Raw genomic sequence first — 13,621 nt, 5'->3', positions numbered from 1 at the left:
TAGTAGACTTTAATCGTTATCGATTATTGATTTAAAAAACCTTTTGCACGTGCTTCTTTCACTACGGCAGAGATCCCTCTTTTGTTGATATTTTTAATTGCTGAAGCCGAAACTTTAAGTGTAACCCACTTATCTTCTTCAGGAAGGTAAAAACGCTTTTTAAATAAGTTTACATTAAACTTGCGTTTAGTTTTATTCATGGCGTGAGATACGTTGTTTCCAACCATTGCTCTTTTTCCGGTAAGCTCACAAACTCTAGACATTGCGTAATAATTTTAATTATTTTTCAAACAGGCTGCAAATTTAAGTATATTTATTGGTTCACACAACAAAAGAAATTTAGTTTTTTGAAATTTCTTTTAGCAGCATTTCAAACGCCTTATTAACTGCTTTCCCAATAACTCTTTCGCGAGTATTTCCAAAATTAAACTTTTCGCTTACAACTCTTTCTGGGCCTGCAACTGCAATACATACTGTGCCTACTTCATCATGAGCATCACCTTTAGTTGGGCCAGCAATCCCTGTTGTGGAAACCGAAAATTCTGTATTAAATAATTTATTTGATTTCATTGCCATGTCTTCAGCAACTTCTACACTTACAACACTGTAAGCATCAATTATAGCTTTATCTACTCCTAAAATATCACACTTAAGCTGTGTTGCATATGGTATTAGCCCACCCTTAAAATAAGAAGACGCGCCTGCAATTTCAGTAATTTCAGAAGCGATTCTACCTCCAGTACAACTTTCCACTACACTTAATGTACTATTTTTTTTTAGAAGGGCTTCGGAAATTCTACTTTGAATAGTGCTTTCATCTTCATAACCTATTGCAATGTCCTTCAACATAGTATGTAGTACATCCATTTGTGAATCTACAGCTTGCTTAAGCAATAGCTCATCTGTATTTGAAGATGACAACCTAAGCCTTACACGTCCTAAAGAAGGTAAATATGCTAGTTTAATTTCGGAAGGTAAAGCTGTTTCCCATTCTTTGATAAGATCTTCAATCTGGCTTTCCCCTTTTCCGTAAGTTAAAAGTGTTTTATGGTAAATAAATGGACGATTAAACTTTTCAACTATTCTAGGAATTACCTCATTTTCCATCAAACCTTTCATTTCAAAAGGCACTCCTGGCATGGAAACAAATACAGTTTTGTTTTTTTCCATCCACATCCCTGGCGCTGTGCCATAAAGATTGTTCAACACTTTTGCTTTTGAAGGTACTTGGGCTTGTTCAAGATTTGAAGGCAAGGGTTTTCGGCCTACATAATCTGCAAAAATCGTTTTTATATTTTGAAGCACCGCTTTGTTTTCAACAAGTTTATCTTCAAAATACTCTAGAAAAGTTTTCTTTGTAATGTCATCTTTTGTGGGGCCTAGACCACCTGTAACCAAAACAATATCCACTCGCTCATTTGCATCTTTTAACGCATTAAGAATATGGACACGGTCATCTTGAATAGATGTAATTTGATATACCTGAACACCTATTTTATTTAATTCCTTAGAAATAAAAACAGAGTTGGTGTCAACTATTTGACCTATTAGAATTTCATCACCAATGGTAATTATTTCGGCACGCATGGGCTTATTTAAAATCTTCTTCTAATTCTTTAAAAACAACTTCAAGTACACTTACAAGACGCGTTATATTTTCTTCTATCGCACTATTAGGTTTTGAACTTTTAGTCCAATTCTCAATAGCGGCAACATCTTTTTGTACATCAATCCCAAACATTTCAAGATTTGGTTTCATTTTGTGGGCAAATTGATAAGCAAGTTCTTTATTGTCATTATCAATTGCTTCTTGTAGTGCTGCTAGATCAGGGGGAATCTCTTCTAGAAACGTTTGGGCTACAACTCCCATAAAGTCTTCATCTCCACCAGCAATCTCACTAAGACTTTCTTTTGAATAGCTTCTGTTCATTATGTTATTTTATTTTAATATCAAAAACTTTTTTGTCTTCAATATATCCAGTTAGGTTGTCGTTTGTAGCGACCTTAGCTACACCACTTGGCGTGCCAGTAAATATAATATCTCCTATCTTTAACGTAAAATATTTTGAGATATATTCGATTAACGCATCAATTTTCCAAAGCATTAATGATGTATTTCCGTTTTGAACAACTTTTTTATTGTTCTCAAGTCTAAAATTTATGTTATCAATATCTGCAAATTCTGTTTTACTGACAAATTTTCCAATTACCGCAGACCCATCAAAACCCTTTGCTTTTTCCCAAGGCAGCCCTTTTTCTTTCAATTTTGACTGTAAATCTCTAGCAGTAAAATCAATTCCTAATCCTATTTCATCGTAATATTTATGTGCAAATTTAGCATCAATATGTTTTCCTATTTTAGTGATTTTAACTAAAACTTCAACCTCATGATGTACATCGTTTGAAAACTCTGGTATAAAAAACGGCTGTTTCTTTAATAATATTGCAGTATCAGGCTTCATAAAAACTACAGGATCTGTAGGGCGCTCATTCTCTAACTCATTAATATGATCTGTATAATTACGACCTATGCAAATAATCTTCATCTTAAAACTTATTATTCAATTTACTTAATTTAATACGCGTAAGTACTTTCTTAGTATACAACGGAAAATCTGCATTCAGTAACCAGCCAAAATATCCTGGCTCATTCTCTAATACATCCTCAACTAAAGTTCCTTTATGTTTTCCAAAGGCAAACATTTCTTTTCCTTGTTTATTGTACCCTATATATCCTGCAAAATCAGCAAATTTTTTATGAGTACTATATTCGGCAAGCATAGGCATATCATTTTCTAGATCTTTGTATTTATCCAATTGTGCCTTTAGCACCTCATACGTAGCATTTGTATCTGCTGCAGCACTATGGGCATCAACTAAATCTTTGTCACAGTAAAATTTATACGCAGCCTCTAACGTGCGTTTTTCTTTTTTATGAAAAATTGTCTGCACATCAATTGCGAGGTTCTTCTTCATATCAAAATCAACCTCTGCCCTCAATAATTCTTCGGCCAATAATGGGATGTCAAAACGGTTACTATTAAAACCTCCCAAGTCACTATCCTTAATCAAATCGTACACTTTTTTTGCAAGCTCGTTGAAGGTAGGTTCATTGGCAACCATTTCATCAGTAATCCCATGAACGGCGGTTGTTGCAGCTGGAATGGGCACTGTAGGATTAACGCGCCATGTATGACTTTCTTTATTTCCGTTAGGAAAAACTTTTAAAATCGAAATTTCAACAATGCGGTCAACAGCAATATTGATTCCAGTTGTTTCAAGGTCAAAAAAGCAAATAGGTTTTGTAAGTTGTAATTCCATTGGTATGATTTATGCAACAAAGATACCGAGAAAATAAGTTTTGAACTTCATCATAAAAAAGAAGATATAAAAGGTTTATGATTGCTTCGGAAATATATCAAGCATTATTTCTCAGAGATTTTATTACAACCAATTACTATATTTGTGACTATGAAAATATTTCAGAAACTATTATTTCTTTCAATCATTCTTTGTACTGCAATAACTTGGGCTCAGCAAGACAGGATTATAATTTCAGAAGAAAAAAAAGGAAAACGCACCGTGTTAAAAGCTGAAAACACGACCGATGAAACTATAAATATTTTTATTCTAGTGCACGCAGAAGGATACCGCCGTAGTGCAGACAAACCTATACTCATTGACATCCCTGCTAAAAGAAAAATCCCTTTAACTACATTAATTGCTATTGACACAACAACCGCATCATACACCTATGATATGATTATCAATGAGGATTTAATTGAAGATCTTTCAAAAAATGTATCTTATAAAAAAGGAGCAATTGACATATCAAGGGTTATCAAAGATAAATTAGTGTTGTTCTCTATGACAAATTGCGACCGATGCCAACTCTTAGACGAAACGTTATTAGACAAAGGGATTGAATACCGTAATTTCAATATTGATGAAGATCCTATTCTTTACAAGCAGTTCATGGCATTTATCGAATCTTCATTTACTGAAAAAACTAAAATAAGATTCCCCGTTATCTGGAATAAAACCAAGGCTATTTTTGGTTTTGATAATCTAGAAGAGGTTATGATGAAAATTAGCAATTAGCAAAATCCTCTAAAAAAATAAAAAGCTTCAAGTTTTAATCACACTTGAAGCTTTTCTTTATTTAATATTTCGGCTCTGCCTAATAATTTTAAATATCTCTTTTTGAGTCCCAGTTTTCAAGATAGTCTGCAACTGCTTTAACAAACTGTCCGCCAAGCGCACCATTTACAACACGGTGGTCATAACTGTGCGACAAGAACATTTTATAACGAATACCAATAAAATCTCCATCTGGAGTTTCAATTACCGCTGGTACTTTTCTAATAGCACCTAAAGCAAGAATACCCACTTGCGGTTGATTAATAATTGGAGTCCCCATAATACTACCAAAGGTTCCCACATTTGTTACCGTGTACGTTCCGCCTTGAATATCATCTGGCTTCAACTTATTTTCTCTCGCTCTTCCCGCTAGGTCATTAACAGCTTTTGTCATTCCTACTAGGTTAAGCTGATCTGCATTTTTAATTACTGGTACAATTAAATTACCATCTGGCAATGCTGCTGCCATACCTAGATTAATGTTTTTACGCTTAATAATAGTATCACCATCCAGCGCAATATTCATCATTGGGAAATCCTTTAATGCCTTAGCTACCGCTTCCATAAATATAGGAGTGAATGTTAAATTCTCTCCTTCACGTTTCATGAATGCATCTTTCACTTTTTTACGCCAATTCCAAATATTTGTAACATCTGCTTCAATAAATGATTGAACATGCGCACTAGTTTGAACACTTTCCACCATATGATGCGCAATGAGTTTCCCCATTCTTGTCATCTCAATAATCTCATCACCACCGTTTACAGATACTGGCGCTTTTGGTTTTGCAGGTGCCGCTTTTGCAGCTACTGGATTTTTAGCTTCAATAACTGTTTTTGGTTGGTCCGCAGGAGCCGCTCCCCTATTTGAGATATAATCAAGCATGTCATTTTTAGTAACACGCCCATCTTTTCCTGTCCCTGCAATTGCATCTAACTCATCTTGAGCAATACCTTCTTCGCTTGCCATATTTTTAACTAGTGGCGAATAAAAACGACCTTCACTACTTGTTACTGCTGCAGTACTTTCTTTTGCAGCTGTTACCGTTGCCTCAACCGCTTCAACAGTTTTTGCTGGTGGCGCTGTCATTTCATTATCACTTGCCTCTGTAGTTTGTGTGGCAGTTGCCTCACCTTCAGTCTCAATAATCGCTAGTGTTTGACCAACTTGTACCACATCATCGGTGTTGAATAAAATTTCAACAAGCACACCATCAACTTCACTTGGTACTTCACTATCAACTTTATCAGTCGCAATTTCAAGCACTGCCTCATCAGCTTCAATAGTGTCGCCTACATTTTTTAACCAGTTGGTTACCGTAGCTTCGGCAACACTCTCGCCCATTTTAGGAAGTTTTAATTCAAATTTTGCCATAGTTTTTTGCTGTAAATAGCTTTTAAAGTTTGCAGGTGCAAAATTAGTCAAATTTTGTAAGCTACCTTTTAAATATGCCTAAAAAACGAGAACTGTTCCTTTTTCATCGCTACGATCACTGCCTAAAATAAAATTACAATGTGGGGGACGAATTCTAAAAACATTATTTCTCCCTCTCAATTGTGTCATTACATTAAATATTTGACTGTAGGGCATATAATCTGCGTCAAAAACAAATAAAGTATTTGAGAACAAACTGTCTTGAAAAATGTTTTTTGAAGAAGCGGTAATATCCAAATCCATCACTTTTGAAATTCCACGATACAACGATAAATTTTCGGTCAATAGATATGCTTTTTCTGGCTTCGGAAATGAGGTATTATTTTCAGCTTTAGTTGTTTTATTTGATTTTGAGGCTAGCTTTACACCTAAACTTACGATGTTATTAAATAGAAAATTAGAACTGAAATGCTTACCATAAAAAATTTTCATCGCTCCATAAAACCGCTCTAAATAAATGGCATCTTTTGTAGTACTTTCTCCTTTATAGTGTAATGTTTTTACATTTCCGAAGTACTGATTATGATACCCTGCTTTCTCTATTTTATACGATAAATCAATATCTTCACCGTACATAAAATAAGCTTCATCAAATCCACCTACTTCATTATAAATTGCACGCTTAATTAACATATATGCACCTACTAAAACTGAAACTGGCCCCGCTTTTTCTGCTGCAATTTTTGACGCGTAATACTTTTTATTAAAACCAATCATTTTTAAAAATGACACAAAGGGCGTAGGAATATTTCGCTTACTTTCTGGTAGGAAACCACCCGTACCATCCATTAAATAAACACCTACGGCGCCAATATTTTTTTGGGATTCAGCAAATTTTAAAGAGTCAACAAATGTATTTTCTGCAACCGCTGTGTCTGGATTTAAAATACAAACATACTCCCCTACAGCCTGTTCAACTGCTTGATTATTTGCTTTACTAAAACCTACATTTTCTTTATTCTCGATTAATTTTAACTTCGGAAATTTTTGTTTGACCATACCGCAACTATCATCTGATGATGCGTTGTCAATGATTATAATTTCGGCATCAATATTTTTTGTTGCTTTTATGACACTTTCAATACACTGCTCTAAAAAATAGCGCACATTGTAGTTAAGGATTATGACCGAAAGTTTCAAATAAATTTGTTTAAGAGTTCTTCAATGAATTTTCAAACGGAATACGATTGACTATGCTGCGCCCTAATGTTACCTCATCTGCATATTCTAATTCATCACCTACTGAAATTCCGCGGGCAATCGTAGAGGTTGTAACTTTATACGCTTCAATTTGTCTAAAGACATAAAAATTTGTGGTATCACCTTCCATTGTTGACGATAGCGCAAAAATAATTTCATCAACTCTTCCTTCTTTAACTTTATTAACAAGCGAGTTAATATTTAAGTCCATTGGCCCTATTCCATCCATAGGAGAAATTTTACCTCCTAAAACATGATAATGTCCTCTATATTGACTTGTTGCTTCGATTGCCATTACATCTCTAATATCTTCCACAACACACACAATACGCTCGTTACGATTGTGGCTAGCGCAAATTTCGCACAGGGGATTATCACTTATATTATGACAGTTATCACAAAAGTTTACTTTAGCTCTCATTTGCTGTAAGCTTTCGGCTAATGCTTCGGTTTGTGGTGTGGGTTGCTTTAATAAATGGAGCACTAGACGTAATGCTGTACGCTTACCTATTCCTGGTAATTGTGACATTTCGTTCACTGCATTTTCAAGTAGTTTTGAAGAGAAATCCATTGGGTGGCAAGATAAAAAAAATGCTTCAGAAAAATTGCATTTCTGAAGCACTCATATCACACTAATTATAACAATTATTGCTTTATTAACTTTTTAGTTACCGTGCCTTTTGAAGTTGTGATTCTTACAAAATAGACACCTTGTACTAATTTGTTTATGTTAAGTTCGGTTTCCGAAGAAATAAATAGATCTTTTAAATTTATCATTAATTTTCCATTTACATCATAAATTTCAACATCTGCCTCGGCATTAAACGGAAGCTTTAGCAACACACTACCTCTCGCTGGATTGGGATATAATACTACTTGATTTTGTGAAATAAAATCTCTTGTTCCTAGGTTGTCCTCAACTAAAGGAGATGCCCAAAGACCACGACCGTAAGTTGCCGCGTAAAGTGTATTTGTGGTGTGATTAATATCAAATTCATTAATAACTACATTAGGCATATTTGTATTATATGGTTCCCAGTCTTGAAGTGTATTATCAATATAATATATTCCATAATCCATCCCTAAATACAATCCATCTTGCCCATTGTCATCCCAGATAAGTGCAGTTGCACTAAAATTAGGCAAGTTCTTTTTATAACTTTCCCAAGTTTCGCCACCGTTATTTGACACAAATACTTTATTATTATTATTTGTTGCTACGGCTATTTTATTAGGGTTTGTAGGATGAACTGCCAATGAGCGCGCTGAACCTCCATAGGTACCCATGTCTTCCCAATCTGTAGCGCCACCATTTTGTGTTCTAAATAGAAGGGTATTATCTGTAAAATACATTATTTGATTGTTTGATGGGGCTATTTTTAAGTTATCTATATTCCTTATGCGCTCTTGCGAAATTGTTGTCCAAGAATTACCATTATTAGTTGATTTTATAACATTTTTATATGCTACATATAGTGTGTTTTGTTCAATTGGATCTTGCTCTAGAGGAGTTACCCAATTTCCACTACCTCCACCTGGAGTATTAACACCTTGATTACTGTTTCCTTGATTTGTTGAGCGGTATAAACCTCCATTTTGAATCATCCCAAAAAACAAGTCGCTATTTGTATTTGAAACAAATCCTTCCATACCATCTGCTCCATACCATTCTCTCCACCCAGTACCTTCTGTATAAAATGATCCTCCATTATCTTGTGAACCTCCTACTACAGTTACGTCTGCTTCTTGGGAAACCCCTATTTTATAAAATTGACGAATTCCTAGTCCTTCTGAAATATTTTCATAATAATCTGCATTTAAATTTTGTGTGTCCTCGGCTTTGAAAAAACCACCATCTGTTCCAACAAATAATATACTATCAACAAATCCAATGATGTCTACATCTGCATGACAATACCCTATTCCTTGATTCGCAGCACTATTTATTAACCAATTTGAAGTACACTCAAAAGAAACTCCACCATTTAAAGAGCGCCATGTTTGAATACCTGCAATATGAACCTCATCAACATTATTTGGATTTACTGCAATATCCATATCTCTTGGTGCTTGTCCACTATTATCTTGTCCATTTACATCGTACCCAAAATAGTTAAGACCACCCTGATTTAATCCTGTAAAAGAATCACCACTATTTGTAGATTTAAAAATCCCTCCAAAGATTCCTGAACTTGCCTGAATCACATAAACTACGTCTGGATTATCTTCAGAGACTCCAATCATTTGGGCATCGTTAGATAAATTAGGCGTTGTTGTAAAGGTGAGTCCACCATCAATAGATTTATGAAATTCATTTCCCGAAGCATATACTACATCTGGATTTCCAGGTTTAAATTCAATATCAAAACCTCGATTATCGCCTGTTATTTGTGTCCATGAATTCCCGCTATCATCACTACGGTATATTCCTGCGTACTCAGCTGTTGCATAAAGAATATCTGTATTTGTAGGGTGAATTAAAATTTTATTTACAACTGAATTACCAATAGAACCTACTGCATTCCAAGTTCCTCCCGCATCTAATGATTTAAAAATTTGTCCGTTTGTAGACCCAAAATAATATACAGAACTATCTAACGGATCAATTGTCACTGAGTATGATGTAATGTTTGAAAACATATCTGTCAAAGGATTCCATGATTGACCTCCATCTAGTGTTTTCCATATACCGCCACCTTCTGAACTTATAATAATATGATCTACATTGTTTGAAGCTAATGAGAATCCTGTCACTCTGCCTAGACCAGGACTCCAAGAACTTAGGTTATTAAAATTAAATGGTCCGAGTTCTTCCCAGTTATCGACAAGCTGCGCCCTGCTTGCTGCTGTTTCATTTAGATAATCATTATAACGTTCAAGCTCTGCTATATTTTGAGCGTCTGTAGGTATGTAACCATTTTCATTCATCCTTCTATTTGCCATGTACTCCCAGCGTTTAAACTGTTTGTAACCAGAACCTCTACCAGTGTCTCTATTAGCAAAATATGCCTCGGCATTTGCAACAACTGCTTCCACAGAATGAGTTCCTGCATCAATCATACGCAAATATTCTTGTGCCGAAACAGTTGAAATAGAAATAAAAAGAACGAATAGGGAATAAATAATTTTTCTCATAAATTAAAAAATAAAGCCAAAATAGCTGATTTACATAGCCTAACAAAAATAGCCAAAAACTGCCCATCACAAAACAAACTTTGTACATTTACATCTCATAAAAAACACCTATTTATCTCCTTTCTATGTCTCCATATCAAATTTTAGGTCTTATTGGTGGTTATTTTGGATTACTACTATTAATCTCATATTTAACAAATAGAGGTGGTAGTAATGCAGATTTCTTTAAAGCAGGAAAACAATCTCCATGGTATTTAGTTGCTTTTGGAATGATAGGCGCATCGCTTAGTGGTGTTACTTTTATTTCTGTTCCGGGAGCTGTAGAAGGGATTAGTTTTGGATATTTTCAAGTCGTATTGGGTTATACAATTGGCTACGCAGTAATTGGAATGGTACTTTTACCACTCTACTATAAATTAAATCTTACCTCTATTTATTCCTATCTTGATGGAAGATTTGGGAATGCCTCCTATAAAACAGGAGCATCTTTCTTTTTACTCTCGCGTATTGTTGGTGCTAGTTTTAGACTATATCTCGTTGCCATTGTGTTACAAGATTTAGTTTTTGATAAGATGAATTTCTTCGGAAATGAGGGCGTCCCATTTTGGATCACTGTTACAGTTACCATCTTACTTATATGGCTATACACGTTTAAAAGCGGAATTAAAACAATCGTTTGGACAGACACGCTGCAAACCTTATTTATGCTCATCGCATTAGGTGTAGGAATTTATTATGTTTCGGAAGGTTTAGGACTTTCGGGTGCATCACTTTTTAATGCTATTAGCGAAAGTGATATGTCTCAAATTTTCTTCTTTGATGATATAAAAAGCGGAAACAACTTTTTTAAGCAATTTATAAGCGGTGCATTTATTGCCATTGTTATGACTGGACTTGACCAAGATATGATGCAAAAAAACCTCACCTGCCGTACGTTAAAAGATGCTCAAAAAAATGTATTCTGGTTTACACTCGTTTTGACGGTAGTGAATATTGTCTTTTTATGCCTTGGGTTATTATTAACTCTTTACGCGCAACAAAACGGAATCGATGCGACAAAAGATAAATTATTCTCTACAATAGCTGTAGAATCTGGTATGGGAATTGGGCTCGCAGTGTTCTTTTTACTTGGACTCATCGCAGCGGCATACTCTAGTGCAGATAGTGCGCTAACATCACTAACAACCTCTTTTAGTATTGATATTTTAGATATTGAAAAGAAACATACCGAAGAAAAACAAATAAAAATTAGAAAGCGCGTTCATATCGCTATGTCATTTGTGCTAATTCTGGTTATAATTTTCTTTAACTACATAATTGGAGATACCTCTGTCATTACAAAACTCTTCACCTTTGCTGGATATACGTATGGACCTCTGTTGGGATTATATGCTTTTGGACTTTTTTCAAAGTGGAATGTAAAGGACAAATTTGTTCCATTAATAGCCATAGCATCGCCATTTTTAGGATATGCTATTAGTCATTATAGTCTAGTGTGGTTTGGATTTGAATTTGGTTTCTTTATCCTTATCCTAAACGGACTCCTTACCTACTTAGGATTAGTATTGATTCGTACCGAGAAGTACTAACGTGCAAGCAACTTCACTCTCAATATTGTTTTCTGAAAGCAACGAGTAGAATGCTGGGTTTTCTGTTCCAGGGTTGAAGATTACACGTTCTGGTTTTAATGATAAAATGTAATTGTAATATTCCTCTTGTCGTTGTGGGTTAAGGTACAATGTAACAGTATCAATATCTTTAAAAGGCACTTTTTCTGTTTCAATTTCAACGCCAGCAACTTCACCTTTTCTAAGTCCTATTGCAACTACGGGATGCTTGTACATTGTTAATCTATTGATAGCAATATTTGAATATCTATTTTCTTTAAGACTCGCGCCAATAACTAAGGTTTTCTTTTTCATAATGTGTTTATTCAACATAAAAATAGCTTTCAAATAAATGAAATTTCAGAAGAAAATGTTAAAGTTGAAATCAAGTGTAACAGGTTTAAAAAAGATACGTCTATTACATAGAAACGTTTTCACTTTATTGCGATGAATTTTACGTTGATGGTTAGTGTTAATAATTGCAATAAAGTTACAGCCCCAAAATTCTAGGTTTCGGGGCTGTTTTATTTTAATAATTTTCTTCGGAAATATTATAAGATTAAAAAAAAATTAAAAAAACTGCAACACTAACAATAATCTAACCGTCTATAAAGAAAAAGATGCCATTGTTTGTTTTGAGCATCGCCTAAGAAAAAAATTATATAATTATTTGAATTAGCCTTCACAATCATATAAGTAAGTACGTTAGGTTTTAAGTGTAAGCCCTCAGAGAAGTCTGGGGGCTTTTTTATTATAAAACATTTATTATCTAATGGACCATCTTTTTAACACAGAAGACACAGAAAATAAAATTTCAAATCGTAAGTCAAAACCCTACCACCTAATAATGGATTTGACAGAAAGTTTTAAAAATTTAATATTATGCATTCTATCAAATTTTTAAAAGAACTATCCCGAAAAATAGTATTCATTTCGATTTCAGTTCAAAAAACCCTACCACCTAATAACCACACTACCCCACGTAAAGCCACTACCAAAGGCAGCCAGTACCACCAAATCACCATCTTTTATTTTTCCTTGTTCCCAAGCTTCAGATAAAGCGATGGGGATGGATGCCGCTGTTGTGTTTCCGTATTTTTGAATGTTATTGAACACCTTTTCATCCGCCACTTTCATTTTATGCTGGATGTATTGCGAAATACGCAAGTTGGCTTGATGCGGGATAAAAAGGTCAATATCTGCCGTGGTCAAACCGTTTGCTTCGAGCCCTTCTTTAATGACTTCGCTAAAACGTACTACAGCATGTTTAAAAACAAACTGCCCGTTCATGTGCGGGTAATACGGTATATTTTCTTGGTCGTTAGCAGCGATAATTTCTGGCACCCAATGTTGTGTGGCTGGACCTTGTAACGCCAATTCGTCTTTGTGTTTTCCTTCACTGTGCAAGTGGGTGGAAAGAATTCCGCCTTTTTCACGCTCATTTCTTGAAACAACAACAGCTCCTGCTCCATCACCAAAAATCACTGAAACTCCTCGCCCACGTGTTGTAAAATCGAGGCCGCCACTATGGTTTTCACTACCAATAACGAGGACGTGTTTGTACATTCCGGTTTTTATAAATTGATCTGCCACCGAAACCGAATACACAAACCCACTACACTGGTTTCTTACATCCAGCGCGGGTATCGTTCGCATTCCCATCATTTCTTGCACCTGCACGCCACCACCCGGAAAATACATATCTGGGCTCAACGTTGCAAATACAATCATGTCAATATCATCTGGAGTCAATCCTGCTCTTTCCAGCGCAATTTTTGAAGCCTTCACTCCCATAATTGAAGTCGAATTGCCATCCCCTTTTTTAATATGTCGGCGTTCTTTGATACCTGTACGTTCTTGAATCCACGCATCGTTGGTATCCATTACTTTTGAAAGGTCATCATTGGTGACCACATTTTCAGGGACATAGTGCCCCACACCACTAATTTTTGAAGAATACATAATTTGCTTCTGTTTTAATGCGGAAAGATACATATTTAGCAATTTGTGGTCTTACTTTTTAAACATCTTTTAGTATGCGTGCATAATAATTTTGTGTTATTTGGATTAAATTTCCGTAACTTTTCTGACTCAAAAAAATTAG

At 35.0% G+C, this 13,621-nt stretch carries 13 protein-coding genes; 2 read left to right on the top strand and 11 right to left on the bottom strand.

The window, feature by feature from the left end:
• Positions 1-23: 23 nt before the first annotated feature.
• The 5 genes from rpmB to GB234_RS06435 form a co-directional block, all read right to left on the bottom strand.
• Positions 24-263: a 50S ribosomal protein L28 gene (rpmB, locus tag GB234_RS06455; RefSeq protein ID WP_151893684.1), complete on the bottom strand. Its 240-nt coding sequence runs from the start codon at positions 261-263 to the stop codon at positions 24-26.
• Between the two features lie 76 nt (positions 264-339).
• Positions 340-1,587, bottom strand: coding sequence for a competence/damage-inducible protein A (locus GB234_RS06450; RefSeq protein WP_151893683.1), 1,248 nt, complete (start codon positions 1,585-1,587; stop codon positions 340-342).
• A gap of 4 nt (positions 1,588-1,591) precedes the next feature.
• Positions 1,592-1,930, bottom strand: coding sequence for an Hpt domain-containing protein (locus GB234_RS06445; protein WP_151893682.1), 339 nt, complete (start codon positions 1,928-1,930; stop codon positions 1,592-1,594).
• A 4-nt stretch (positions 1,931-1,934) separates the two neighbouring features.
• Positions 1,935-2,546 carry a fumarylacetoacetate hydrolase family protein gene (locus tag GB234_RS06440; RefSeq protein ID WP_151893681.1) on the bottom strand — a complete coding sequence of 204 codons (612 nt, stop codon included), beginning with the start codon at positions 2,544-2,546 and terminating at the stop codon, positions 1,935-1,937.
• A 1-nt stretch (position 2,547) separates the two neighbouring features.
• Complete coding sequence (locus GB234_RS06435; RefSeq protein ID WP_151893680.1) at positions 2,548-3,321, bottom strand: 3'-5' exonuclease; 774 nt, start codon at positions 3,319-3,321, stop codon at positions 2,548-2,550.
• A gap of 150 nt (positions 3,322-3,471) precedes the next feature.
• On the opposite strand from GB234_RS06435, the gene GB234_RS06430 reads away from it, so the two are divergent.
• A complete protein-coding gene (locus GB234_RS06430; RefSeq protein ID WP_151893679.1) occupies positions 3,472-4,101 on the top strand; it encodes a glutaredoxin family protein in 630 nt (209 codons plus the stop codon).
• 88 nt (positions 4,102-4,189) lie between these two features.
• On the opposite strand, the gene GB234_RS06425 is transcribed toward GB234_RS06430, so the two are convergent.
• From GB234_RS06425 to GB234_RS06410, 4 genes are all read right to left on the bottom strand, one after another.
• Positions 4,190-5,515: a dihydrolipoamide acetyltransferase family protein gene (locus GB234_RS06425; RefSeq protein ID WP_151893678.1), complete on the bottom strand. Its 1,326-nt coding sequence runs from the start codon at positions 5,513-5,515 to the stop codon at positions 4,190-4,192.
• A 78-nt stretch (positions 5,516-5,593) separates the two neighbouring features.
• The gene (locus tag GB234_RS06420; protein ID WP_151893677.1) at positions 5,594-6,715 is read right to left on the bottom strand and encodes a glycosyltransferase family 2 protein; all 1,122 of its coding nucleotides are present in this window, start codon (positions 6,713-6,715) and stop codon (positions 5,594-5,596) included.
• A 10-nt stretch (positions 6,716-6,725) separates the two neighbouring features.
• Positions 6,726-7,346 carry a recombination mediator RecR gene (gene recR / locus GB234_RS06415; RefSeq protein ID WP_151893676.1) on the bottom strand — a complete coding sequence of 207 codons (621 nt, stop codon included), beginning with the start codon at positions 7,344-7,346 and terminating at the stop codon, positions 6,726-6,728.
• A 74-nt stretch (positions 7,347-7,420) separates the two neighbouring features.
• The gene (locus GB234_RS06410) at positions 7,421-9,910 is read right to left on the bottom strand and encodes a T9SS type A sorting domain-containing protein (RefSeq protein ID WP_151893675.1); all 2,490 of its coding nucleotides are present in this window, start codon (positions 9,908-9,910) and stop codon (positions 7,421-7,423) included.
• A 125-nt stretch (positions 9,911-10,035) separates the two neighbouring features.
• Between GB234_RS06410 and GB234_RS06405 the strand changes: the two genes are divergently transcribed.
• Entirely contained in the window at positions 10,036-11,499 is a 1,464-nt protein-coding gene (locus GB234_RS06405; RefSeq protein WP_151893674.1) for a sodium:solute symporter, read from the top strand.
• Here the strand turns inward: GB234_RS06405 and GB234_RS06400 are convergent.
• The gene (locus GB234_RS06400) at positions 11,470-11,832 is read right to left on the bottom strand and encodes a CoA-binding protein (RefSeq protein WP_151893673.1); all 363 of its coding nucleotides are present in this window, start codon (positions 11,830-11,832) and stop codon (positions 11,470-11,472) included. The two genes, GB234_RS06405 and GB234_RS06400, sit on opposite strands and share 30 nt — an antisense overlap.
• Before the next feature lie 639 nt (positions 11,833-12,471).
• Entirely contained in the window at positions 12,472-13,479 is a 1,008-nt protein-coding gene (locus GB234_RS06395; RefSeq protein WP_151893672.1) for a 3-oxoacyl-ACP synthase III family protein, read from the bottom strand.
• Between the last annotated feature and the right edge of the window lie 142 nt (positions 13,480-13,621).

This window comes from Patiriisocius marinistellae (assembly GCF_009014635.1).
GTDB classification, from domain to species: Bacteria; Bacteroidota; Bacteroidia; order Flavobacteriales; family Flavobacteriaceae; genus Patiriisocius; species Patiriisocius marinistellae.
Note: the sequence above shows the minus strand (reverse complement) of the source record. Positions and strands in the feature narration are given on the sequence as shown.

What these genes read in the sequence shown, in the direction of transcription:
- GB234_RS06435 (WP_151893680.1), bottom strand. Translation starts at nt 3,321, where the DNA reads ATGGAATTACAACTTACAAAACCTATTTGCTTTTTTGACCTTGAAACA.
- GB234_RS06445 (WP_151893682.1), bottom strand. Translation starts at nt 1,930, where the DNA reads ATGAACAGAAGCTATTCAAAAGAAAGTCTTAGTGAGATTGCTGGTGGA.
- rpmB (WP_151893684.1), bottom strand. Translation starts at nt 263, where the DNA reads ATGTCTAGAGTTTGTGAGCTTACCGGAAAAAGAGCAATGGTTGGAAAC.
- GB234_RS06410 (WP_151893675.1), bottom strand. Translation starts at nt 9,910, where the DNA reads ATGAGAAAAATTATTTATTCCCTATTCGTTCTTTTTATTTCTATTTCA.
- GB234_RS06450 (WP_151893683.1), bottom strand. Translation starts at nt 1,587, where the DNA reads ATGCGTGCCGAAATAATTACCATTGGTGATGAAATTCTAATAGGTCAA.
- GB234_RS06400 (WP_151893673.1), bottom strand. Translation starts at nt 11,832, where the DNA reads ATGAAAAAGAAAACCTTAGTTATTGGCGCGAGTCTTAAAGAAAATAGA.
- GB234_RS06425 (WP_151893678.1), bottom strand. Translation starts at nt 5,515, where the DNA reads ATGGCAAAATTTGAATTAAAACTTCCTAAAATGGGCGAGAGTGTTGCC.
- GB234_RS06405 (WP_151893674.1), top strand. Translation starts at nt 10,036, where the DNA reads ATGTCTCCATATCAAATTTTAGGTCTTATTGGTGGTTATTTTGGATTA.
- GB234_RS06440 (WP_151893681.1), bottom strand. Translation starts at nt 2,546, where the DNA reads ATGAAGATTATTTGCATAGGTCGTAATTATACAGATCATATTAATGAG.
- GB234_RS06395 (WP_151893672.1), bottom strand. Translation starts at nt 13,479, where the DNA reads ATGTATTCTTCAAAAATTAGTGGTGTGGGGCACTATGTCCCTGAAAAT.
- recR (WP_151893676.1), bottom strand. Translation starts at nt 7,346, where the DNA reads ATGGATTTCTCTTCAAAACTACTTGAAAATGCAGTGAACGAAATGTCA.
- GB234_RS06430 (WP_151893679.1), top strand. Translation starts at nt 3,472, where the DNA reads ATGAAAATATTTCAGAAACTATTATTTCTTTCAATCATTCTTTGTACT.